The organism is Leifsonia sp. L25 (assembly GCF_050632895.1).
Genome location: NZ_JBODRZ010000004.1, coordinates 37,963 through 60,518, shown reverse-complemented (window position 1 = coordinate 60,518; position 22,556 = coordinate 37,963). Strand labels below are relative to the sequence as shown.

At 70.0% G+C, this 22,556-nt stretch carries 18 protein-coding genes and 10 pseudogenes; 19 read left to right on the top strand and 9 right to left on the bottom strand.

Translation table 11 applies throughout. From position 1 onward, the window contains the following. Window positions 1-9 precede the first annotated feature (9 nt). Window positions 10-1,082, top strand: a pseudogene (locus ACRAWC_RS20720) (zinc-dependent alcohol dehydrogenase family protein). 54 nt (window positions 1,083-1,136) lie between these two features. Here the strand turns inward: ACRAWC_RS20720 and ACRAWC_RS20715 are convergent. Continuing rightward, window positions 1,137-1,727: a nitroreductase family protein gene (locus ACRAWC_RS20715; protein ID WP_431245847.1), complete on the bottom strand. Its 591-nt coding sequence runs from the start codon at window positions 1,725-1,727 to the stop codon at window positions 1,137-1,139. Window positions 1,728-2,228: 501 nt separating this feature from the next. Between ACRAWC_RS20715 and ACRAWC_RS20710 the strand changes: the two genes are divergently transcribed. The 4 genes and pseudogenes from ACRAWC_RS20710 to galU form a co-directional block, all read left to right on the top strand. Continuing rightward, window positions 2,229-3,764 carry a glycosyltransferase family 2 protein gene (locus ACRAWC_RS20710; RefSeq protein WP_431245846.1) on the top strand — a complete coding sequence of 512 codons (1,536 nt, stop codon included), beginning with the start codon at window positions 2,229-2,231 and terminating at the stop codon, window positions 3,762-3,764. 552 nt (window positions 3,765-4,316) lie between these two features. Beyond that, a pseudogene (locus ACRAWC_RS20705) lies at window positions 4,317-4,745 on the top strand (glycoside hydrolase family 26 protein); the annotation flags it as partial. A gap of 540 nt (window positions 4,746-5,285) precedes the next feature. Then, window positions 5,286-6,686: pseudogene (locus ACRAWC_RS20700) on the top strand (UDP-glucose dehydrogenase family protein). A 34-nt stretch (window positions 6,687-6,720) separates the two neighbouring features. Next, window positions 6,721-7,600 (top strand): annotated as a pseudogene (galU, locus tag ACRAWC_RS20695) (UTP--glucose-1-phosphate uridylyltransferase GalU); the annotation flags it as partial. A gap of 288 nt (window positions 7,601-7,888) precedes the next feature. Here the strand turns inward: galU and ACRAWC_RS20690 are convergent. The 3 genes from ACRAWC_RS20690 to ACRAWC_RS20680 all read right to left on the bottom strand — a co-directional run bounded on the left by ACRAWC_RS20690 (window position 7,889) and on the right by ACRAWC_RS20680 (window position 11,113). Next, window positions 7,889-8,200 carry a hypothetical protein gene (locus tag ACRAWC_RS20690; RefSeq protein WP_431245842.1) on the bottom strand — a complete coding sequence of 104 codons (312 nt, stop codon included), beginning with the start codon at window positions 8,198-8,200 and terminating at the stop codon, window positions 7,889-7,891. 64 nt (window positions 8,201-8,264) lie between these two features. Next, complete coding sequence (locus ACRAWC_RS20685) at window positions 8,265-10,052, bottom strand: glycoside hydrolase family 2 protein (RefSeq protein ID WP_431245841.1); 1,788 nt, start codon at window positions 10,050-10,052, stop codon at window positions 8,265-8,267. A gap of 50 nt (window positions 10,053-10,102) precedes the next feature. After that, a complete protein-coding gene (locus ACRAWC_RS20680; RefSeq protein ID WP_431349541.1) occupies window positions 10,103-11,113 on the bottom strand; it encodes a LacI family DNA-binding transcriptional regulator in 1,011 nt (336 codons plus the stop codon). Between the two features lie 276 nt (window positions 11,114-11,389). On the opposite strand from ACRAWC_RS20680, the gene ACRAWC_RS20675 reads away from it, so the two are divergent. The 9 genes and pseudogenes from ACRAWC_RS20675 (at window position 11,390) to ACRAWC_RS20635 (ending at window position 15,486) form a co-directional block, all read left to right on the top strand. Beyond that, the gene (locus ACRAWC_RS20675; protein ID WP_431349540.1) at window positions 11,390-12,070 is read left to right on the top strand and encodes an ABC transporter substrate-binding protein; all 681 of its coding nucleotides are present in this window, start codon (window positions 11,390-11,392) and stop codon (window positions 12,068-12,070) included. Then, entirely contained in the window at window positions 12,067-12,606 is a 540-nt protein-coding gene (locus ACRAWC_RS20670; protein WP_431349539.1) for a hypothetical protein, read from the top strand. The genes ACRAWC_RS20675 and ACRAWC_RS20670 overlap by 4 nt, the downstream gene beginning before the upstream one ends. A gap of 151 nt (window positions 12,607-12,757) precedes the next feature. Further along, on the top strand, window positions 12,758-13,360 hold the full coding sequence (locus ACRAWC_RS20665) for a carbohydrate ABC transporter permease (protein WP_431349538.1): 603 nt from the start codon (window positions 12,758-12,760) through the stop codon (window positions 13,358-13,360). Next, a complete protein-coding gene (locus tag ACRAWC_RS20660) occupies window positions 13,264-13,605 on the top strand; it encodes a carbohydrate ABC transporter permease (protein ID WP_431349966.1) in 342 nt (113 codons plus the stop codon). The genes ACRAWC_RS20665 and ACRAWC_RS20660 overlap by 97 nt, the downstream gene beginning before the upstream one ends. A gap of 102 nt (window positions 13,606-13,707) precedes the next feature. Next, window positions 13,708-13,920 carry a hypothetical protein gene (locus ACRAWC_RS20655; RefSeq protein WP_431349537.1) on the top strand — a complete coding sequence of 71 codons (213 nt, stop codon included), beginning with the start codon at window positions 13,708-13,710 and terminating at the stop codon, window positions 13,918-13,920. A gap of 69 nt (window positions 13,921-13,989) precedes the next feature. Beyond that, window positions 13,990-14,199 (top strand): annotated as a pseudogene (locus ACRAWC_RS20650) (carbohydrate ABC transporter permease); the annotation flags it as partial. A 64-nt stretch (window positions 14,200-14,263) separates the two neighbouring features. Further along, window positions 14,264-14,584, top strand: coding sequence for a hypothetical protein (locus tag ACRAWC_RS20645; protein ID WP_431350001.1), 321 nt, complete (start codon window positions 14,264-14,266; stop codon window positions 14,582-14,584). Window positions 14,585-14,645: 61 nt separating this feature from the next. Continuing rightward, window positions 14,646-14,921, top strand: coding sequence for a hypothetical protein (locus tag ACRAWC_RS20640; RefSeq protein WP_431350000.1), 276 nt, complete (start codon window positions 14,646-14,648; stop codon window positions 14,919-14,921). 325 nt (window positions 14,922-15,246) lie between these two features. After that, complete coding sequence (locus ACRAWC_RS20635; protein ID WP_431349536.1) at window positions 15,247-15,486, top strand: hypothetical protein; 240 nt, start codon at window positions 15,247-15,249, stop codon at window positions 15,484-15,486. 654 nt (window positions 15,487-16,140) lie between these two features. Here the strand turns inward: ACRAWC_RS20635 and ACRAWC_RS20630 are convergent. Next, window positions 16,141-16,329 (bottom strand): hypothetical protein, encoded by a 189-nt coding sequence (locus tag ACRAWC_RS20630; RefSeq protein ID WP_431349535.1) that lies wholly within the window; start codon window positions 16,327-16,329, stop codon window positions 16,141-16,143. A 164-nt stretch (window positions 16,330-16,493) separates the two neighbouring features. Between ACRAWC_RS20630 and ACRAWC_RS20625 the strand changes: the two are divergent. Next, window positions 16,494-16,862, top strand: a pseudogene (locus ACRAWC_RS20625) (phytanoyl-CoA dioxygenase family protein); the annotation flags it as partial. A gap of 97 nt (window positions 16,863-16,959) precedes the next feature. Next, window positions 16,960-17,355, top strand: a complete 396-nt coding sequence (locus ACRAWC_RS20620) for a hypothetical protein (RefSeq protein ID WP_431349534.1) — start codon at window positions 16,960-16,962, stop codon at window positions 17,353-17,355. Window positions 17,356-17,515: 160 nt separating this feature from the next. On the opposite strand, the pseudogene ACRAWC_RS20615 reads toward ACRAWC_RS20620, so the two are convergent. From ACRAWC_RS20615 to ACRAWC_RS20600, 4 pseudogenes are all read right to left on the bottom strand, one after another. Continuing rightward, window positions 17,516-18,588, bottom strand: a pseudogene (locus ACRAWC_RS20615) (threonine aldolase family protein). After that, window positions 18,585-19,306: pseudogene (locus ACRAWC_RS20610) on the bottom strand (SDR family NAD(P)-dependent oxidoreductase). Before ACRAWC_RS20610 ends, ACRAWC_RS20615 begins: the two co-directional pseudogenes overlap by 4 nt. Next, a pseudogene (locus ACRAWC_RS20605) lies at window positions 19,303-20,777 on the bottom strand (DUF6421 family protein). Before ACRAWC_RS20605 ends, ACRAWC_RS20610 begins: the two co-directional pseudogenes overlap by 4 nt. A gap of 316 nt (window positions 20,778-21,093) precedes the next feature. Next, a pseudogene (locus tag ACRAWC_RS20600) lies at window positions 21,094-21,303 on the bottom strand (DUF488 family protein); the annotation flags it as partial. A 290-nt stretch (window positions 21,304-21,593) separates the two neighbouring features. Here ACRAWC_RS20600 and ACRAWC_RS20595 point away from each other — a divergent pair. Genes ACRAWC_RS20595 through ACRAWC_RS20585 form a run of 3 tightly spaced genes read left to right on the top strand, consistent with a single transcriptional unit; the run spans window position 21,594 to window position 22,494 of the window. Beyond that, complete coding sequence (locus tag ACRAWC_RS20595) at window positions 21,594-21,944, top strand: hypothetical protein (protein WP_431349999.1); 351 nt, start codon at window positions 21,594-21,596, stop codon at window positions 21,942-21,944. Beyond that, complete coding sequence (locus ACRAWC_RS20590) at window positions 21,881-22,303, top strand: SDR family NAD(P)-dependent oxidoreductase (RefSeq protein ID WP_431349965.1); 423 nt, start codon at window positions 21,881-21,883, stop codon at window positions 22,301-22,303. The genes ACRAWC_RS20595 and ACRAWC_RS20590 overlap by 64 nt, the downstream gene beginning before the upstream one ends. Beyond that, the gene (locus ACRAWC_RS20585) at window positions 22,303-22,494 is read left to right on the top strand and encodes a hypothetical protein (protein ID WP_431349533.1); all 192 of its coding nucleotides are present in this window, start codon (window positions 22,303-22,305) and stop codon (window positions 22,492-22,494) included. The genes ACRAWC_RS20590 and ACRAWC_RS20585 overlap by 1 nt, the downstream gene beginning before the upstream one ends. Window positions 22,495-22,556: the final 62 nt, after the last annotated feature.

The window sequence follows — 22,556 nt, the reverse complement described above, 5'->3', positions numbered from 1 at the left end:
GCTCGAACCATGCGTGCTGCAGTCATCCACGGAGAGCGCGATGTGCGCCTCGAAGAAGTCCCCGAACCCACCCTGTACACCGGCTCCGGCGCCGACGGCCTCGACGCCGTCGTCCGCGTCGTCGCCGCCTGCGTCTGCGGAAGCGACTTGTGGCCGTACCGCGGCGTGACGCCGACGAAGCAGCCGCACCAGCGATCGGTCACGAGTTCGTCGGCGTGGTCGAGGAGGTCGGCGCCGAGGTGCGCACGATCAAGCCCGGCGACTTCGTCATCGCGCCGTTCTACGACTGCGACATGACCTGCGTGAACTGCAAGAACGGCGTCAGCACCTCGTGCCTGCACGGCGGCTGGTGGGTGCTCCGACGACCGCATCGGCGGCTTCGCCGACGGCGGCCAGGGCGAGCGCGTCCGCGTCCCGCACGCCGATGGCTCCCTCGTGGCGACGCCCGAGTATCCGCGCGCCGAGCTCATCCCGAGTCTGCTGACGCTGTCGGATGTGATGGGCACCTGGCACCACGCCGCGGTCTCCGCCGGGGTCACCGAGGGCAGCACCGTTGTCGTGGTCGGCGACGGCGCGGTCGGGCTGTGCGCGGTGCTCGCGTCGGCGCGAGCTCGGCGCCTCCCCGCATCATCGCGATCGTCGCGCCACGAGACGCGTCAGGCGCTGGCCCGCGAGTTCGGCGCGACGGACATCGTCGCCGAACGCGGCGACGCCGGAGTCGCGGCCGTCAAGGAGCTGCTCGACGGGATCGGCGCCGACTGCGTGCTGGAGGCCGTCGGCACCAAGGAGTCGATGGACCAGGCGATCCGGTCGGCCCGCCCGGGCGGGCATGGTCGGCTACGTCGGCGTCCCGAACGGCGGCCCCGAGCTGCCCGTCCGCCCGCTGTTCCAGAACAACATCGGCGTGAACGGCGGGCGTCGCGCCCGTGCGCAACTACGTCGAGGAGCTGCTGCAGGACGTCTGGTCCGGCGCGATCGAGCCCGGCAAGGTGTTCGACCTCGAGGTGCCGCTCGACGAGATCGGCGAGGCGTACGCCGCGATGGATGAGCGCCGCGCGATCAAGACGCTGGTGCGTCCGTAGCGTGTGAACGCAGAGGCGCCCGCCGGGAGGATCCCGGCGGGCGCCTTCGGCGTCTCAGGCGTGGATCGTGACGATCTCGTCGAGCGGCCGGCGGGTGCGCGGCTGCGTCTCGCGCGTGCGCAGCGGCTCGGGCAGCGCCTCCGCGTCCCCCAGCGCGCCGAGCGCGGTGACCGAGACGGGAACGAACCGCTCCTCGAGGCCGAACGCCGTGCGCAGGCCCTCGGGGTCGAAGCCGCCCATCTGGTGTGCGTGGAGGCCGTCGTGGTGGGCCTGGATGCTCAGGTGCGCCACGGCCTGACCCAGGTCGTAGGTGGCCCAGCGCTGCTCGGCGCCGTCGGCCGTGATGACCTCCGCGACCGCGACGATGAGTACGGCGGCGGATGCGGCCCAGACGGTGTTGAAGCCCGCCAGGTTCGCGACGATCGTGTCGAAGGCCTCGCTCCCGCGCCGCGCCACGATGAAGCGCCACGGCTGGGTGTTGCCCGCGGAGGGCGACCAGCGGGCCGCCTCGAGCGCCGAGCGCAGCGTCAGGTCGTCGATCCCGATGGCCGGGTCGAAGGAGCGCGGGCTCCAGCGGTCCGCGAGCACGGGCAGCAGCGGCGCGGACGTGTCGGCGCTGCGCGAGCTGGTTTCGGCGATGGACATGGGTCTCCTTCGTGCGATGCGTGGTAGGGGATCGGCTCCATTGCCGGGCTATATCGATACCAACGCATGGACCTCCCCGCGCTATTCCCGGTGTCCCGTCGGCGGCGTGAATGTGAACGGCATGTGTCGCACCTGTAACAGTTCGTAACTTTCAAAGCATGCATTCAGGCGGTGGTATCGGGGTACAGAATCCAGGCATCTCGGGCGCGTCGAATCCGCCGAGCCGGACGGCACGATTCCTGCGAATATTCGTCCTCTGAGCTGGCGTTTTCCTCGGCTTGGCTCGGCCGGAGGCATCGGCGCGTCGCGCTCCGGCGGGTGTCCGCCGGACGGCGGACACCCCTGTCCGGGGGACGGTGCGACACGCGGAAACGAGGGGTTCGACCCCCACTTGCGGGCCGCGACCCGCACCCCGTAGAACTGTCCTCACCCGAACCCGACCTGTCCAGATCCCCAGCGCCGCGGATGCCACCCCCACCCACCACGTGAGAGGTCCCGTCCGTGTTCATCTTCCTGTTACAGCTCCGCCACATGCTCGGCGGGCACCCCGAGTTCTACCTCTTCGCCATCTACTCCGCCCTGATCTGGGTCATCTGGATCGTCAAGGTGCTCATGTCGCGCCGCTACCGCGGCTACACCGGCGAGTTCCACGGCACGACCAGCGTCGTCGTCCCCGTGGTGGATGAACCGCTCGACCTGTTCCGCGACGTGCTCGGCCGCATGGTCGAGCAGAAGCCGGGCGAGATCATCGTCGTCATCAACGGCGCACCGAACCCCGAGCTCGCCGAGGTGTGCGAGGAGTTCGCGCCGCTCGTCCGCTGGGTGCACACCCCCATCCCCGGCAAGCGCAACGCGGTCATGATCGGCACCAAGATGTCGAACGGCGAGATCACCGTGCTCGTCGACTCCGACACCATCTGGACCGACGGCACGCTGGCCGAGCTCGTCAAGCCGTTCGCCGACGAGCGCGTGGGCGGCGTCACGACCAAGCAGCGCATCCTGGAGCCCACCCGCAGCTGGATCACCCGTTGGGCGGACTGGCTGGAGAACTCCCGGGCGCTCTACTCGATGCCGGCGCAGAGCGTCGTCGGCCAGATCGGCTGCCTCCCCGGCCGCACGATCGCCTTCCGTCGCTCGATCCTGATGCGGGTCATGGACAAGTTCATGACCGAGAGGTTCCTCGGCGTCTTCCTCGAGGTCTCCGACGACCGCACGCTCACGAACCTCACGCTGAAGGAGGGCTACCGCACCGTCTACCAGCACACCAGCCTGGTCTACACGGACGCCCCGCTGAAGGTGAAGAAGCTCTTCAAGCAGCAGCTGCGCTGGGCGCGCGGCAGCCAGTACAACACCCTCCGGATGCTGCCCTGGATGCTCGGGCACGCCCCGGTGCTGGCGTTCTTCTTCGTGATGGACATCATCCTGCCGTTCATGCTGGCGGGCGTCATCGGCGGCTGGATCTACCGTTCGATCACCGGCGGCGGCTACAACTTCTACGAGGGCTTCCTGAAGTCCTACGGCATCGAGGGCGGCATCCTCACCGTGGTGGCGCTGATGGTCGCGTCGTCGGTGATCAGCATGTCGATCCGCCAGATCCGCCACCTCTCCGAGAAGCCGAGCGACTTCTTCCGTCTGCCGGTGTTCATCATCGTCTCGACGTTCTTCCTCATGCCGATCCGCCTGATCGGGTTCTTCCGGATGGCGCACGCCAGTGGATGGGGCACCCGCGCGGGCGCCTACTCCGGCGGCCCCGGCGAGATCAGCTCCGAGGAGGAGATCGCGCAGCACACGTCGTCCGCCGTTCCGTCCGGCCACAGTGCGCCCGTCCTGCCCGACTCGGTCGGCGGCATGACGACCGCGACCGCGCTCGCGACCCGCACCCAGCTGGCCACCCGGGCCGAAGCGAAGGCGGCGGCCTCCGCCGCCCCCGCTCCCGCGCCCGCCGCCAAGAAGCGGCGACGCCTGAACCCGCTCGCCGCCATCCCGTACCTGATCGGCATCGCGATCCTGACCCTGGAGGCTCTCTTCCTTGTCTAGCCAGACCGCCCCTCCCGTACCGCCGCCTGGTGGTCCCAGTCCAAGTCCTGTTCGCAGGCCACCGCCGGCGCGGCGATCGTCCTCACGGCCGTGCTGGTCGGCATCTCCGCCTACGTGTGGGTGTCGCCGACCGGTGAGCCGCTGCGCAAGGCGGTCGACGAGGCCGCCACTGTCGTCACTCCGTACGCGGCCCAGAACGCCGAGCTGAAGAAGAACCTCCAGCGCGCCACCGAGACGATCGCCTCGCAGAAGGGCAAGCTGACCGCCCTCCAGAAGGCGTCGCTCGCGGCGCAGGCCGCCACCGCGCGGCAGCTCGCCACCGCCCAGCAGAAGGCGGCGGCGGCCGAGGGCCGGCTCTCCAGTGTGCAGGCCCAGCTCGCCGCCGCGCAGGCGAAGGGCAGCGTGGGCTCCTCCTCCGCCGGCTCGTCTGTCGCGAGCGGTCACACGGGCGGCTCGGGCTCGGGCTCCGGCGGCGGCGCGGGCACCCCGGCCGTCCCGATCACCGCGCCCTCGCGTGCCGAGCTGCTCACCCCGGCCAAGCGCTACTACGGCATGTACACCGAGCAAGCCCCGTTCAACTGGGCCACCTTCGACGCCACCAGCGCGAAGGTCGGCGTCTCGCCGAACGTCGTCGGCTACTTCAGCGGCTGGGACGAGACATTCCGCGCCAACGCGGTCACCCGCGCCTGGCAGCAGGGGCGCCTGCCCATGATGACCTGGGAGTCGCGGCCGATCGACGCCCGCAACGACGCCGTGAACGCGCCGGAGTACTCGCTGCCCAACATCATCCGCGGCGACTTCGACGCCTACCTGCACCAGTACGCGAAGGACATCGTGGCCACCGGCCTGCCGCTCGCCGTCCGCCTCGACCACGAGATGAACGGCATCTGGTACCCGTGGTCCGAGACCGACGGCAAGGGCAACTCCATCAACGGCAACAACGTCGGCGACTATGTGAAGATGTGGCGGCACGTCCACGACATCTTCCAGCAGGAGGGCGCGAACAGCCTGGTCATGTGGGTGTGGGCGCCGAACATCGTCAACAACCTCCCCGCGTCGCACAAGGCCCCCGGCTACCTCGAGGCGCTCTACTCCGGGCGACGACTACGTCGACTGGGTCGGCCTCTCCGGCTACCTCCGCCCGCCCTACAAGGCGGACAACGACTTCAGCTTCGACTACACGTTCAAGGCGAGCCTGGACAAGCTCCGGTCGATCACGAAGAAGCCCATCATGCTCGCCGAGGTGGGGGCGTCGGAGACGGAGGGCCACAAGGCCGCCTGGATCACCTCCTTCTTCCAAGCGCTCGGCAAGCCGGAGAACGACGACATCATCGGGTTCTCGTGGTTCAACCTCGCGGTCACCAGCTACGTGGAGGGCGTGCGCGCCACCAACGACTGGCGCATCGACTCCCGGGCGGACTCGCTCTCGGCCTTCATCACGGGGATCACCCGGCCGGAGGACGACTTCGCCCTCACCCCCGCCTCCTGAGTTCTCCACCAGACAAAGAAAGGACGATCGTCATGACCGCTCCGAAGAAGATCAAGGACCAGCCCGCCCCGCGCCTCAGTGTCATCGGCACCGGCTACCTGGGGGCGACGCACGCCGCCGCCATGGCCGAGCTGGGCTTCGACGTGGTCGGTGTCGACACCGACCCGCACAAGGTGGAGGAGCTGAAGGAGGGACGCGCTCCCTTCTTCGAGCCCGGCCTTCCCGAGCTCATCCGCAAGAACGTGGCGGCCGGCCGCCTGACGTTCACCACCGACCTGGCCGAGGCGGTCGCCGTCTCGGACGTCCACTTCATCTGCGTCGGCACCCCGCAGCAGTCGGGTTCGTTCGCCGCCAACCTCTCCTATGTGGAGGCGGCGGCCCGCGGCATCGCCGAGAACCTGACGCACGACGGCCTCATCGTCGGCAAGTCCACCGTCCCCGTCGGCACCGGAGCGCGGCTCCGCGCGATCGTCGCGGACGCGGCTCCCGCCGGGATCGACGTCGAGGTGGTCTGGAACCCCGAGTTCCTCCGCGAGGGCAAGGCCGTCGAGGACACCCTCTCTCCCGACCGGCTCGTCTTCGGCGGGACCTCGGCCAAGGCCGAAGCCACCCTCCGCCGCATCTACGAGAAGCCGATCGCCGAGGGCTCGCCGGTGCTCGTCGCCGACCTGCCGACCGCGGAGCTCGTGAAGGTGAGCGCCAACGCGCTCCTGGCGACGAAGATCTCGTTCATCAACGCGATCGCCGAGGTGTGCGACGCGGCGGGAGCGGATGTCTCCTCCTCGCCGACGCGCTCGGGCACGACAAGCGGATCGGGCGGCAGTTCCTCAACGCCGGCCTCGGCTTCGGCGGCGGCTGCCTCCCGAAGGACATCCGCGCCCTCATGCACCGCTCGAACGAGCTGGGCGCGCACGCGGCCGTCGGACTCCTCCAGCAGGTCGACGAGATCAACATGGGGCGGCGCCAGCGCGTGATCGACCTGGCGCTGAAGGCGCTCGGCGGCTCGGTGCTCAACCGCCGGATCGGCGTGCTCGGCGCGGCGTTCAAGCCGCATACCGACGACGTGCGCGACTCGCCCGCGCTCAACGTGGCCGCCGCGCTGCACCTCCGCGGTGCGCAGGTCGTGGTCTACGACCCGCAGGCGCGCAGCACACGCGCAGCGGCTGTATCCGACCCTCGGCTACGCGGATTCGATGGAGGAGGCCGTGACCGGCGCCGACCTGACGGTCGTGCTCACCGAGTGGGACGAGTTCACGACGGCCGACCCGGCCGCGCTCGGCGGGATCGTCCGCGGGCGCACGGTCATCGACGGCCGCAACTGCCTCGACGCGTCGGCGTGGAACCGTGCGGGCTGGAGCGTCTACGCCATGGGCACGCTGCCCGAGGGCGCGCCGCTCGCCGACGACCTCGCCGCGCTCGCCTCCGTGCGCTGACCCCGCTGACCCCGCTGATTCAAGGAGAACCGACATGACCAGTTACGTGACGAAGGCCGTGATCCCGGCGGCGGGGTTGGGCACGCGCTTCCTCCCCGCCACCAAGGCGATGCCGAAGGAGATGCTCCCGGTCGTCGACAAGCCCGCCATCCAGTACGTGGTCGAGGAGGCCGTCACCTCCGGCCTCCACGACGTGCTGCTGGTGACCGGCCGCAACAAGAACGCGCTCGAGAACCACTTCGACCGCAACGCCGAGCTGGAGGACGCGCTCGAGAAGAAGGGCGACCAGGACAAGCTGCTCAAGGTCAGCTACTCCACCTCCCTTGCCGACATGCACTACGTCCGCCAGGGCGACCCGAAGGGGCTCGGCCACGCGGTGCTCCGCGCCAAGATGCACATCGGGCACGAGCCGTTCGCGGTGCTGCTCGGCGACGACATCATCGACGCGCGCGACCCGCTCCTCGCCCGCATGCTGGAGGTGCAGCACGCGCTCAACACGACCGTCGTGGCCCTGATGGAGGTGCCGCCGGAGTCCATCCACCTCTACGGAGCCGCCGCCGTCGTCACGACCGACGACGACGACGTGGTGCGGATCACCGGCCTGGTCGAGAAGCCCAGCCGCGAGAACGCCCCGTCGAACTACGCGGTCATCGGCCGCTACGTCCTGCGCCCGGAGATCTTCGACATCCTCGAGAAGACCGAGCCCGGCAAGGGCGGAGAGATCCAGCCTGACGGATGCGCTGCAGGGCCTCGCGACGGCTCCGGCCTGGACGGGTGGGGTGCACGGCGTCATCTTCCGCGGCCGCCGCTATGACACCGGCGACCGGCTCGACTACCTCAAGGCGATCGTGCAGCTGGCGGTCGCCCGCGAGGACCTCGGCCCCGACCTGCTGCCGTGGCTGAAGGAGTTCGCCACGACCGCAGGGCCGGCGGAGACCGCTCCCGTCCCGACGCTGCCGGCGCTGCCGGTCGCGCCTGCGGCGGAGAAGCCCGTCGCCGCCGCGCCCGTCGCCGGGACCCCTGTCGCCGAGAAGCCCGTCGTGGTCAAGCCCAAGCCCGCGAAGACCCCTGATCGCGAGCCTGGTGCCCACCGCCGGCGCCTGACCTCCGGCGCCTGACCGCCGGCGCATCCACTGGTCCCGACATGCCGTCACGCCCGACCGCGTGACGGCATGTCGGGACCACCTGCTTCCGCCGACGGCTCAGTCGAGCCCGAGCCGCTTCAGCGTGTGCTTCTCGCTGTGGCCGGCGTCGGTCTCGATCTCGTCGATCGCGATCGGGATGCTGGGGCCGACCGCCAGCCACACGAAGCCGTCGCGGTGCACCAGCGGCACCAGATCCGTCGTCCCGTCGCGCAGCAGCGTCCGCACCCGCTTGAGCAGGGCGTACCCCTCGGAGGGCTTCGCCACGTACGTCTTGCGACGGTAGTGGATGACGTGCGCGACGGTCTTCGCGCTGAGGCCGGCGACCTCGGCCTCGGTCAGCGGCTCTTCCGCGATTGAGCTGTCGGTCATGGCACGTACGGTACGCCGTCCGCGGTCGCGCGGACAGACGTCCGACCGCGGCGCGACCGCCCGCTCAGGCTCCGAAGATGGCGCGCAGCTGCTCGATCGGCGCCTTCGGCCGACGGTCCTCGAAGACGAGACCGTTGGTCTCCTGGCCGGTGTCGGCGAGCTGCGTGTAGCAGTAGCCGGCGAGCGGCGCGGCGGCCCGCACGGCGCCCACGAGCGCGCGAAGCCGCTCGACGAGGTCCTCCTGGGTGGTCGCGGTGGAGTAGCCCCACGCGTCCTCCGGGCCGTTCTCGGTGTACGAGATGCCGCCGAACTCGGTGAGCATCAACGGCGCCTCCGTCGACTGCGCGGGGTCGACGATGAGCCGGCGCCCCGGCAGCGTGAACGGCGCGTCGAGGATGCCCTCACGCGTCGCGTACCGCTGGGCCACCCGCTGCGGGTCGTGGTCGTAGTCGTGGATGGAGAGGATGTCCGAGGCCGCGTGCTCCCAGCCGTCGTTCGAGATCACCGGCCGGCCCGGGTCAACCGTCTTCGTCAGGTGCACCAGCGCCTTGGCGTACGACACCATCCGCTCGTCGTGCGCGATGTGCTGCACGCCCCAGCTCTCGTTCAGCGGCACCCAGGTCACGATGGAGGGATGCGACCGGTCGCGGTCGAGGATGGCGGACCACTCGGCGATGCTGCGGCGCACCGCCTCCGGGCTGAACGCATAGGCGGCCGGGGCCTCGCCCCAGACCAGGAGGCCGAGCTTGTCGGCCCAGAACAGGAAGCGCGGGTCCTCGTACTTCTGGTGCAGCCGCGTGGCGTTGAAGCCCAGGTCGAGGATGAGCTGCGCCTCCGCGCGCAGCGCGTCGGCGCTCGGCGCGGCCGAGTGCGACTCCGGCCAGTAGCCCTGATTGAGCACCGACCGCACGTAGAAGGGGCGGTCGTTGAGCAGGAAGCGGCCGCCCTCGACCGACGCCGAGCGCAGCCCGAAGTACGACAGGACGCGGTCGCCCGCGGCATCCCGAACCCGCAGCTCGACGCTCGCATCGAGCAGCGTCGGGTGCGCGGGCGACCACAGCAGCTCCTCGTAGGCCTGCCCGTTGCTCTGGCGGTGGATGCGGAACGGCACCTCGATCTCGCGGCCGTCGACGCTCGTCTCGACGCTCGCGAGCGACTCCGCTCCCAGGGCGACCCGGATGCGGACGGTGCTGCCGGCCGGCGCCGACCGGTTGAGCCGGAGCTGGGCGGTCACCTCACCCGCGGGCACGTCGGTCACCCAGTGCAGTTGCTCGACGCGCACCGCCGGGGCCGCCTCCAGCCACACCGGCTGCCAGATGCCCGTCGTGCGGTGGTACCAGATGGAGTGCGGGTGGTGCCGCCAATCCTGCTTGCCGCGCGGCTGGGCCACATCGGCCGGGTCGTCCTCGGCCCGGATGGTGATCGAGACGTCGTCGTCGCCGACGAGGTCGGTGATGTCGAGGGAGAACGGCGTCGAGCCGCCCTCGTGACGGCCGGCCGACCGGCCGTCCACCCACACCTCGCAGGCGTGGTCGACGGCGCCGAGGTTCAGCAGCAGCCGCTCGCCGGCGGGAAGCTCGTCGCGCAGCACGGTGCGCTGGTACCAGACGACCGGGTGGAAGCCCGTGTCGCCGACGCCGGACGCCTCCGACTCGAAGGGGAACGGCACCTCGATGACGCCGGGGAGGGCACCGGTCGACTCCCAGTGCTCCCGGCGCCCGCGGTCCTCGTCGTCGAAGGCGAAGGTCCACGGGCCGGAGAGGTCGAGCCAGTCGGCACGGACGAGCTGCGGACGCGGGTAGCGTCCATCCTGTGCGGTGGCCGCCTCGACGCGGCGTTCCTCGGTGAGCATCCCCTTAGCATGCACGATCCGTGCAGCGCTGTAAAGCCGGCAAATCGCCGCTACGGGATGGCGGGCGCGCTCTCCCGGGTGACGAGCGAGAACGGGGCCAGCTCATGGCGTCCCATGCCGTCGTAGCCGGAGACCCGCTCCAGCAGCATCTCGACGGCCCGTGATGCGAGCCCGCGCATGTCGGGCGCGATCGTCGTCAGCGAGGGGTAGGTGACGGCCGTCATGGGGGTGTTGTCCCATCCCGTCACGGCGACGTCGTCGGGCACGTGGAGGCCGCGCTCCTGCAGGGCGCGCAGCGCGCCGATCGCGGCGAGGTCGTCGCGGCAGACTAGGCCGTCGAACCGCAGGCCCGCGTCGAGCGCGGCGCCGACGGCGCGCACGGCGTTCCTCGCCGAGACCGAGACGCTCGGGATGAGCAGCTCGGGCTCGGGGGTGAGCCCCGCATCCTCGAGGGCCTGCTGGTAGCCGGTGATACGCAGCTTCGACGTGCGCGTCGGCCGGGAGCCCTCGTGGCCCGCGAAGGCGATGCGCCTGCGGCCCTGCGCCAGCAGGTGCTCGGTCGCCACGCGGGCCGCCTCGACGTTGTCGATCATGATGCGGTCGACGGTCAAGGGTGCCGCGTTCTCGCCCAGGACGACCAGCGGGATGTCGGTGCGCGTCTGGGCGAGCTCGGCGGAGTTCATGACGCTCGGCTGGAAGATCATGCCGTCGACGAGACCGGACTCGCCGGCGGAGACGACGGCGCGCTCGCCCTCGATCGTGCCCTCCGTCTGCTCCAGCAGCACGCGGTAGCCGCGGCGCTCCGCTTCGTCGGCGACGACCCGCGCCAGCTCCGCGAAGTAGGGGAGGGTCACGTCCGCGAAGGCCAGCGCGAGCAGGCCCGTGCGGCCCGTCGCCAGGCGGCGGCCCATGATGTTGGGGCGGTAGCCGAGCTCGTCGATCGCGCGCTGTACGCGCTCGCGCATCGCCGGGCTCACGTGGGCGTAGTTGCGGACCACGTTCGAGACGGTCTTCATGGAGACGCCGGCGTGCTCCGCCACGTCCTGAAGTCTGACCGCCATTCGCGCACCCTTTCGCGTCATGATGCGGTTCCCCGCGGGGTCACTCTACAGTGGACCGGCTTATGCAGGCATACTCGGGTTGACACGCTGTGTTCAGCGCTGTAAATTTCCCAGACATGCCGAGTGTACCGGCTCCAGCACCACCGATCACGCTCCCGCCCACGCGGAAGCATCGCGTGAACGGCTCACTCAAGGGAGAGATCACATGAAGAAGCGATTCGCCGCACGCGCGATCGCGCTCGCGGTCACGGCGGGCCTCGGGCTCGCGCTGACCGCGTGCGGAGCAGCAGCGGAGGCTCTGGAGGGGCGGAAGTCTCCTCGGGCGACTACAGCGGACCGAAGGTCAACATCAGCTTCTGGAACGGATGGACGGGCGGCGCCGCCCCCGTGCTCGTGCCGAAGCTGGTCGACAAGTTCAACGCCGAGCACAAGAACATCGTCGTCAAGGACGTCCCGATGGAGTGGGCCGACATCGCCCGCAAGATGCCGCTCGCCGTCAAGGCCGGCAAGGGCCCGGACGTCGCGGTGGGGCACGGCGACGACATCGCCACCTACGCGGCGCAGGGCCTCGTGCTCAAGTCGGACAACATCGTGAAGTCCCTCGGCTGCAAGGCGAGCGACTTCCCCGAGGGCCTCCTCGACGCGGGCAAGTACAACGGCGGCCAGTACGCGGTGCCGTGGAGCGTCACCCCGCTCGGCCTCTACGTCAACAAGGACGTGCTGCAGAAGGCCGGCGTCGACGCCAACGCCATCCCGCAGGACAAGGCGTCGTACCTCGCCGCGCTCGACAAGCTGAAGGCGGCGGGCGTCCAGGGCGAGTGGGTGGACGGCTACGTCTTCACCGGCACCTTCGAGTTCGAGGCCTGCTCTGGCAGTACGGCGGCGACCTCTTCAACAAGGACGTCAGCAAGGCGACCTTCAACTCCGACGCGGGCGTCAAGGCCCTCACCTGGATGACCGACCTCATCAAGAACGGGTACAGCCCGGCCGACGTGGCGCAGGACGGCAACATCAACGCCCTCATCGCCGGCAAGAACGCCTTCAACTGGAACGGCGTCTGGCAGACCACGAACACCGCGTTCGACAAGCTGAAGTGGCAGGCCGTGGCCGTCCCGCAGATCGGCGACGAGAAGGCCGTCTGGTCGAGCTCGACCCACTGGATGTTCATGAACAACAAGGGTCAGGACAAGAACAAGACCGCCGCCGCCGCGACGTTCGTCAAGTGGATGAACGACAACTCGGCCGACTGGCCCAAGACCGGTGAGCTCCCCGCCAAGAACTCGGTCCGCGAAGACCCGAAGCTGGTGCAGGACTACCCGAACCTGAAGCCGTTCCTCGACGAGCTGAAGTACGCGCACTACGAGCCGATCGCCCCGGGCATCACCACGAGTGGAGGCGACGATCACCACCGCCGTGAACGAGGCCGTGACCGGCAAGAAGACCCCGAAGCACGGCTCTGGACGACGCGGCCGCCAAGGCCGACACCCTGCTGAAGCAGAACAAAGCGAAGTACGGTGACTGACACCGCATCGCTCGTGGCGCCCCGGGACGCCGGGGCGCCACGCCGTCCCGTTCCGGCCGCGGCAAGCGGCCCGGCGCCCTCGACGCACGGGCGTCGCCTACCTCTTCCTCGCGCCGTTCCTGGTGCTCTTCATCGTCTTCGTGCTGGCGCCGGCGGTCTTCGGCCTCTGGATCAGCCTGACGAACTGGAGCCCGTTCCGCGCGACCCAGAAGTTCATCGGCCTCCAGAACTACATCGACCTGTTCACGCCGGGCAGCGCCACCTCTGGCGACTTCTGGCAGTCGATGGCGGCGACCGGCATCTTCACGCTCGCCAGCGTGCCGTTCCTGCTGCTCATCCCGCTCCTCGTCGCTGTGCTGCTGAACCAGAAGATCCGCGCAGGATCGTTCTTCCGCGGCGTCTTCTTCGCCCCGTACGTGCTCGGCGTCGCCGTCATCAGCGTCATCTGGAAGTACCTCCTCGACACCCAGGCCGGCATCATCAACCACCTGCTCCGGGATGATCGGCCTCCCGGACAATCTGCCCTGGACCGTCGACGTCCCGTGGGTATGGGTCACCCTCGCCGGCGTGACGGTGTGGTGGACCATGGGCTTCAACACCGTGATCATCCTCGCAGGGCCTCAAGGGCATCGGCCCCGACCTCTACGAGGCGGCCGCACTGGACGGCGCGGGCGCCTGGCGCCAGTTCATCAGCGTCACGCTGCCGGGACTCCGCCAGGTCATGACCTTCGTCATCACGATCACCATCCTGGCGAGCGCCAACATGTTCGGTCAGTCGTTCCTGATCACCAAGGGCGGCCCAGGCAACACGACCCGCACGGCGATCATGTACATCGCCGACCAGGGCCTGTCGCAGAACAACCTCGCCGCGGCGGCAGCGATGAGCTATGTGCTCTTCGCCTTCCTCGCGATCATCAGCATCATCAACTTCCGCCTGCAGCGGGAGCGCGCAGAGAAGAACCTCTCATGACGACGACGACCGCCCCCGAGACGACCGCGCCCACGCGGACCATCCGCGCTCCGCCGCAAGCAGACGCCGCAGGCCGCTGCACGGAAGACCCTGCTCTACGCCGTGCTGATCGTGCTGGCGCTGGCCGTCGTCCTGCCGCTGCTGTGGATCCTGCTGACGTCCTTCAAGACCGACGGCGACGCCATCCGCAACCTGTACTCGGCCTTCCCGAACCCCTTCTCGACGGAGGCCCTATTCGACCCTCGCGAGCGGGCGGCAGCCGGTGTTCCGCTGGTTCCTGAACAGTTCTGGCCGCGGCCGCGCCGCAGACGGTGATCATCCTCGTCACGGCGTCGATGGCAGCCTACGCGCTCCGCCCGGCTCGAGTTCTGGGGCAAGCGGATCGTGTTCGGCCTGATCATCTCGACGCTCCTCGTGCCGCCGGTGATCTTCCTGATCCCGAACTACCTGATCGGCAGAATCTCGGCTGGCTCGACACCATCTGGGCCATCACCATCCCGGGTGCGGATGAGCGCCTTCGGCGTGTTCTTCCTCCGCCAGTTCTTCGTCGGCCTGCCGGCGGAGATCGAGGAGGCGGCGCGCATCGACGGCGCGGGCGACTTCCGCATCTTCCTGCAGATCGTGCTCCTGCTCGCCCGCCCGGCGCTCGCCACTCGCGGTGCTGAGCTTCCCGGCGAACTGGAACGACTTCCTGTGGCCGGTCTATGTGCTGCTCAGTCCCGAGAACCTCACGCTGCAGCCCGGTCTGTCGCAGCTGCAGGGGCGCGTACTCCACCCACTACGCCATCGGATGGCGGGCGCGGTGATCGCCGTCCGTGCCGGTACTCATCCTGTTCTTCTCCGCCCAGAAGCAGATCGTCGAGAGCGTCGCCACCAGCGGGGTCAAGGGATGACCGTCCGCCGGGCAGCCGCCGCGACCGGCGCCGTTTTCGCGCTCGTCGCCGGTCTGCGCCGGCTGCTCGGCGGGGTCTGCTCCTGAAGCGAGTCGTCCGCGCCGTCGGTCGCAGCGTTTCAGATCGACAGCGATTTCCCCGACCCGGGTGCGCTCGGTGGTCGGCGACCGCGTCTACGCCTACGCGACGAACACCCCGGCGGTGAACGTCCAGCTCGCGACCAGCACCGACATGAAGACCTGGAAGCTCAGCGACCAGATGCTCTGCCGCAGCTGCCCTCGTGGGCGCTGCCCGGCAAGACCTGGGCGCGCCGGCCCGACGCGGCTGGCGGACGACCGGTTCGCTCCTCTACTTGGCACGGGCGTCGGATGCGGCCAGCAGGTACCAGTGGCATGCGGCGTCGCGTTCGCCGACAAGCCCTGAGGGTCCTTCACCTCGACCGCCGACAAGCCGCTGGTTCGCCCGACCGACCAGGGCGGAGCGATCGACGCCGGCGTCGCCGCGGACGAGAGCGGCCGGCACTCACCTGGGTGGAAGAACGAGCTGGCAACTGCTGTGGCTACGACACCTGGCTCCAGGCGCAGCTGCCTCGGCCGACGGCGCCCGCTCACCGTGGGAGCCGACTAGGCCTGATCAAGCAGACGGAGTCGTGGGAGGGCACGCCTGTCGAGGCGCCCGTCATCGTCCTGGCACGGCGACGAGCACGTGCTGCTGTACTCGGCCAACGATTACGCCAACTCCGTCGGACGTGACCGGCGTCGCCACGGCGAAGAGCCTCCTCGGCCCGTGGTACACGAAGGCGAAGAAGCCGCTGATCTCGACGCCCGGCACCGGCGGACGCTACCTGGGCCCGGGCGGCGAAGACCTGGTGACCTCCACGGCAAGGACTGGATGCTGTTCCACTCCTGGGACGAGGCGTTCGCCTACCGCGGCATGCACGCCGATGCCGGTGAGCTGGCGCGACGGACTGCCGGAGCTCTCGAAGTGACGGAGGCGGCAGTGCGCGTCACCCGCCACTGGGGTCCGGTATGGGACGGCTACTTCGCCGACCTGTTCGTCCTGCGGCTCGGCCGGCGGTGGCTACGTCGCCTATGGCACCCACCCCGGCAGCGACGGCGACCGCGTCTTCGAGGCGCTGACGTCGCCCGACCTGGGGCGCTGGGAGAGCGCCGGTGCGGTGCTCGAGCGGCTGCCGGACCGCTTCGGCGACGACTACTGGGCGCCTGGAGGTGGCGAGGGCCGGCGGCGCCTTCTGGATGTACTACTCGGTCGGGCGCGGCATCGAGGGCCACCACCTCCCGCGTCGCTCGGGCCGACTCAGCGACCGGACCGTTCCGCGACCTGGGCGTCGATCCTGACGCCGGGCGAGCTGTTCGCCATCGACGCGCATCCGTTCCGCGACGACGACGGCCGCTGGTACCTCTTCTTCGCGCGCGACGTGCTCGACCACGAGCGCCCCGGCACGGCATCTCGCGGCGGCCCCGCTGGAGGAGGGAATGGCATCCCTCGCCGCGGACGCTGTCCCGGTGCTCGCGCCCGACGCCGACTGGCAGCTCTACGAGCGCGACCGCCTCATCCACAGCCGCCGGCGTTCGACCTGGCACACCCTCGAGGGGCCTGCCGTCGTGCGGCGGGGCGGGCGCTACTGGCTGACGTACTCGGGCGGCGCGCCTGGACCGGCCCCGGCTACGCCGTCGGGGTCGCCGCGGCCGACCATCCCTCGGGCCGTGGTCGCATCGTCGGCGCGGCCTCGCTGCTCCGCAGCGGCGAGGGCCTGCGCGGGCCCGGCCAGTAACTCGCTGACCGTGGCGCCGGACGGCGCCGAGATCATCGCCTTCCACTCGTGGAACGAGGAGGAGACCGCACGGCAGCTCCACCTCGGCGCCCTGGCGTTCGCCGGAGAATCGAAAGGAACCTCACGAACGACGACGTTCCCTCGCGTGACCCTCGCGCAGCCGGACACCACTGGCCTGGAGCCTCGAGATCCGGGATGCGGTGACCGCGCTCTACACGGACGGCATCATCGGCAAGAAGGGCGCTTTCACCCCCGAGTGGGCCGACCGCCTCCGCGAGGACATCGAGGTCGCCTTCGACGACGCGCTGCAGCGCCCGGGCGGAGCGGTCGGCCGCCCGGCACGAAGCGCTACTACGTCGAGATCCACCCGGAGCAGATGCGCGCGCTGGCTGGAGCTGGTCGACCACCCGTGGGTGCGGGCGGTCTGCGAGGCCGTGCTCGGTCCGGAGTACCAGATCGTGGAACTCGGCTTCGACGTCCCCGGTCCGGGCGCGAAGGACCAGCCCTGGCACCGCGACTTCCCGATGCCCGAGGAGACCCAGCGGACCGGCCGGCTCACCTCGCTCGCCTTCAACGTCACGGCCGTCGACACCGCGGACGACATGGGTCCCGTTCGAGATCGCGCCCGGGACGCAGTGGGACCTGCCCGAGGGCTTCGAGCACGAGATGTTCCCCGAGAAGCACCTGTACCCGCGCTTCATCGGGCGCGCGGTGCGCAAATACCCGCAGCGCGGCGACATCTCCGCCTGCTCGGCCTTGACCCTCCACCGCGGAACGGCGAACCAGTCGCAGCTGTCGCGTCCGGTGCTGGTGCTCGGCGTGGATGCGCCCGGCGCCGGCAACGCGGAGCACCACGACATGGCGGTCACCCGCGACTTCTACGACTCGCTGCCGGAGCGCGTGAAGCGGCACCTGGTGTGCCCGGTCGTGGAGGAGCTCACGCCGATCACGCAGAAGCACACGATCGAGGGCCTCATGATGGGCGACGCCCAGCGAGTCCGCGGAGCGGCGTTTTCTGCGCATCCGCTTCTTATCACCGATGCCGGGCTGCGAGAAGACTAGGGTTTCTTCTCACGGCCCGGCATACGTTTCGGGGTTACGCCGGTTGGATATTCGGGTTCCTCCGACGCCCTTTGAGACTACCGCAAAACCCTCCGTTGTGTGGGTCGAATGGAGGACAATTTTTGTACCCCGGTTCGTCCCCAATCCGAGGGGCAAGCGGTCAGGCGGCGCCCAACTCCTGCTTCAGGGCGGCCACGAAGGCGTCGATGTCGTCCTCCGTCGTGTCGAACGAGCACATCCAGCGCACCTCGTTGTTGGCCGCATCCCAGTCGTAGAACCGGAAGTGCGATCGCAGCCGGTCGGCCACTCCGGTCGGCAGGGTCGCGAACACGCCGTTCGCCTGCGTCGCCTGGCTGAAGCCGACGCCGCGGATGCTGCCGTCCGCGATACCGGCCTCCAACGCCGTGCGCAGCCGGGTCGCCATCGCATTCGCGTGACCGGCCGAGCGCAGGTACAGGTCGTCGCTCAGGAGCGCGATCAGCTGCGCCGAGATGAAGCGCATCTTCGACGCGAGCTGCATGTTGAGCTTGCGCAGGTAGATGAGACCCTCGGAGGCCTGCGGGTTGAGCACCACGACGGCCTCGCCGTACAGCATCCCGTTCTTCGTGCCGCCGAAGCTGAGCACGTCGACGCCGGCGTCCGTCGTGAAGGCCCGCAGCGGCAGGCCGAGGGTGGCCGCGGCGTTCGAGATGCGCGAGCCGTCCATGTGCAGCTTCATGCCGTGCTTGTGCGCGTGGTCGGCGATCGCCCGGATCTCCTCGACCGAGTACGCGGTTCCGAGCTCGGTGGTCTGCGTGATCGAGACCACCAGCGGCTGCGCGCGGTGCTCGTCGCCCCATCCCCAGGCCTCACGGTCGATGAGCTCGGGCGTCAGCTTGCCGTCCGGCGTCTCCACCGTCAGCAGCTTGATGCCCGCGACCTTCTCGGGCGCGCCGGCCTCGTCGGTGTTGATGTGCGCGGTCTTCGCGCAGATCACGGCGCCCCAGCGGGGAGCATCGACTGCAGCCCGACGACGTTCGCGCCCGTGCCGTTGAACACCGGGTAGACCTCGACGCCCTCGCCGAAGTGCTCGGCGAAGACCTCGTGCAGCCGGGCCGTGTACACGTCCTCGCCGTAGGCGATCTGGTGGCCGTTGTTCGCGGCCGCAATGGCGTCGAGTATCTCGGGGTGGACACCCGCGTAGTTGTCCGAGGCGAAGCCGCGCAGGGTGAGGTCGTGGAGTTGAAGCGTCACGAATCCATCCTCTCAGGCTCCAGAGGGATGCGTCGGCCGTTGACCGCAGCCGCGTCCGCCGCCCACAGCGCGACGACCTCGTCGCCGAGCCGCGCCTCCAGGCCCTCCAGCGTCTTCACCACGAAGATGGTCGCGGCCGCTTGCGGCGCCTGCTTGGCGAAACCCTGCGCCACGGCGCGCACCCAGGCATCGCCCGCGGCCTTGGCGGCGGCGTAGTTCGCGCCGCCCGCATACGGCTTCTCGACCGCGGTCGACGAGACGATCGCCAGGCGCCCCGCGGGGAGGCGACCAGGTCGTCGTAGAAGATGCGGCTGGTGTTCCGGAGGGTGCGGAACGCCCGCTCCAGGAACTCCCAGTCCTCGTCGCTCTGCCCGGCGATGCCGCCGCCGCCGCGCCAGCCGCCGACGAGGTGGATGAGTCCGTCCAGGTGACCGAACTTCAGGTGGATGCGCATGGCCAGCTCGGCCACGGCGTCCCGGTCCGCCAGGTCGCAGCTGTCCGTCTCGACGCCGGGGACCGCCACCTCGAGCGCGTCCAGCGCATCCTTCCGCGTGCCGACGGCCAGCACGCGGGCGCCGGCCGCCACGAGCGCGCGGGCGACGGCCTCGCCGGACGCGCTGGTGGCGCCGGCGATGAGCACGAGACGACCGGCGACGCCGGACGGCCCGGCCTCCGAGGAGGTCCGGGCCGCCGGGTCCGCCGTGGGGGCGTCCGTCATGCGGCGTCCGCGCCGGTCGCGTCCGCGCCGGTCGCGTCCGTCGTGCCGGTGATGCCGGCCGTCGACTCGATGACGCCCGCCATCTTCTTGTTCAGCGCCTCGTAGAACATCGAGAGCGGGAACTCATCGTCCAGCACCTGGTCGGTGTAGCCCTTCGGCACGCCTGCGAGCACCTCGTCCGACAGCCCGCGCGCCCAGTTGGAGGCCGGGTGCGGGGTCAGCGTCTGCGTCAGCATCTCGTAGGCGGCGAGCCAGTGCGCCACCTTGGGCCGGTCGATCGAACGCCAGTACAGCTCGTTGATCTGGTCGCTGAGCGCGACGACCACGTCGGGGACGTTCTCCCAGTCGATGGTGAGCTGGGTGTCGGTCCAGTGCAGCACGTCGTGCTGGTGCATCCACGCGAACAGGAGCTGGCCGCCGAGCCCGTCGTAGTTGCGCACGCGGCTGCCGGTGATCGCGAACCGGAAGATGCGGTCGAAGATCACCGCGTACTGCACCAGGTGGGCGTGGTCGCGGATCTCGCGCTGCGCCTCCGAGAGCTCGGAGTCCGGCAGGGCGCTGAGCTCGCGCTCCAGCTTCACCGACTCGCGGAACGCGGTCAGGTCGCACCGCAGCTCCTCCAGCGAGTACAGGAAGTACGGCATCCGCTGCTTGATCATGAACGGGTCGAACGGCAGGTCGCCGCGCATGTGGCTGCGGTCGTGGATGATGTCCCACATCACGAAGGTCTCCTCCGTGAGGTGCTGGTCGTCCAGCATCGCGGCGGCGTCCGCCGGCAGCTCCAGCTTGGTGATCTCCGCCGCGGCGCGGACGACGCGCCGGTAGCGGGCCGCCTCGCGGTCCTGGAAGATCGCGCCCCAGGTGAAGGACGGGATCTCGCGCATGGCGACCGTCTCGGGGAACAGCACCGCCGAGTTCGTGTCGTAGCCGGGCGTGAAGTCGACGAAGCGGAGGGCGACGAACAGCTTGTTGCCGTACTCGCCGGCCTCGAGCTCCGCCACGAACTCCGGCCAGATCACCTCGACGAGGAGAGCCTCGACGAACCGGTTGGAGCTGCCGTTCTGCGTGTACATGGGGAACACGACCAGGTGGCCGAGCCCGTCCACGCGGTGCTGCTGCGGCTGGAACTCGTTCAGCGCATCCAGGAAGTCCGGGATGCCGAAGCCCTCGTTCGCCCAGCGCGTGAAGTCGCGCTGGAGGGCGGCCAGGTACGACGCGTCGTGCGGGAGCGCCGGTGCGGTGCGGCGATCGAGTCGACGATGGTGCGGACGTGCTCGGCGGCGGCCGGGCGGTCGGACTCCTGCTCGACCGACCCGTCCTTCACCTGCAGGGCCTGCAGCGCGACGGCGGCGTCCTCGAGGCGCAGCCACGCGGGATCGTTCGCGACCTCGCGGACCGGGCGGCCGTCCTCGACGACCTCGGGCTCTCCGACAATCGCATCTGCAGTGTAGTTCTGGACGAAATTGGACATGACGAACCTCCCGTCGTTGGTCGGCCGCTCGCACGCGGCAGTGGTGTGGACGTGACGAGCCTATCCGGGGATCGCGAGCGTTTTGTTGTCCATTCCTGTGGAAAACTGCGCGGAATGCCGGCGCGACGCAGCGAATCGCTAGTCGTCGGCCGGGTAGACGAGGTGCCCGTCGCGGAAGCGTGGCGTGAGGGTTCAGCACCGCCGGCCGCACGGACGTCTCGGAGAGGATGTCGAACACCTCGACGCCCTCGGTGAGCAGCGCATCCGTCACCAGCCGCCGGTGGCAGCGCCACGGGACGGCCTCGCTGCACATGATCGCCGGGCGGCGCCGCTGCGCCAGCGCAGTGAGTTCGGCGAGGCCCGCGGCGAAGGGCGGCGTCGCCATGTAGTCGGCGTACGCCCGGAAGGCGGCGACCTGCCAGTACCCGTTGGGGCTGACGACGCCGGCCGGGGTGTGCCGGCGGCCGCCGAGGTCCTCCAGCCAGCGGTACTCGATGTCCGGCGGCAGCGCCGCGACGATCGACATCCTGATTCCACTGGGGCAGGCGCCGCGACGACGGGAAGTGCCGGATGTCCACCAGCGCGGTCACGCCGTTCGCACGCAGCATCCCGAGCACCTCATCGAACGTGCGGGTCGAGTGCCCGATCGTGTACACCGTGCTCATCGGTCGCAGCGTACGCCGGCGCATCCGCTTCCGCCGCCGCTTTCGCCCGCTTCCGCCGAGTGGTGAGAAGTGGCCCGAATCCGCGTCGACTCGCCAGCCACGATGTCTCCACTCGGCGAAGGTGGGGGCGCGGGGCCCGTCGCCTGCGAGAATGGGGGCATGGCGAGAACGGTCCGCGGCGCACGCGTGCTCATCACCCGGTGCGGCCTCCGGGATGGGGCGGCTGTACGCAGAGCGGGCGGTGCTGGAGGGCGCGCGCGCCGTGGTGCTGTGGGACCGCGACGAGGCTGCCCTGATGGAGCTCACGCACCGGCTGCGGCGGGAGGTGCTCGCGGGGCGCACGGCCGCCGCGTGGGGTGCGCCCGAGGGGTCGCCGAGCTCCGCCGCCGGGCGGCCGGCCACGAGCGTGCTGCCCTACGTCGTGGACCTCTCCGAGAGCTGGGCGCGATCGCGCAGAGCGCGCAGGCCGTCCGCAAGGAGGTCGGCGGGATCGACGTGCTGATCAACAACGCGGGGATCGTGCGCGGCAAGTACTTCTGGGAGCACGACAACGGCGAGGACACCCGCGCGACGATGCAGGTGAACGCCCTCGCGCCGATGTACGTGACGCGCGAGTTCCTCCCGGGCATGCAGCAGAGCCCCCGGGAGGCGCGGATCGTCAACATCGCCTCGGCCGCCGGAGCGCTGTCGAACCCGCGGATGAGCGTCTACGCCGCCAGCAAGTGGGCCGTCATCGGCTGGAGCGACAGCCTGCGCCTCGAGCTCGTGCAGGAGGGCTACGGGCACGTCAAGGTGACGACCGTCGCCCCGAGCTATATCGACACCGGCATGTTCGCGGGCGCGCCGGCCTCGACCCGGTGATGACGCCGGAGTACGTCATCGACCGGGTCTGGCGCGCGATGCTGGCCGGCAAGCCGATGCTGATGCTGCCGTGGACTGTCGGTCTGGCGAAGACGCTGCGCGGCATCCTGCCGACCCGGGCGTGGGATGTGGTGGCCGGCCGGGTGTTCGGCGTCTACGACTCGATGGAGGACTTCACCGGGCGGCAGTAGCCGCCCGAGGGCTCCCGTTTCTGTGAGAACTCACATGCAGTGGCTTCCCGAACGCATCGTCG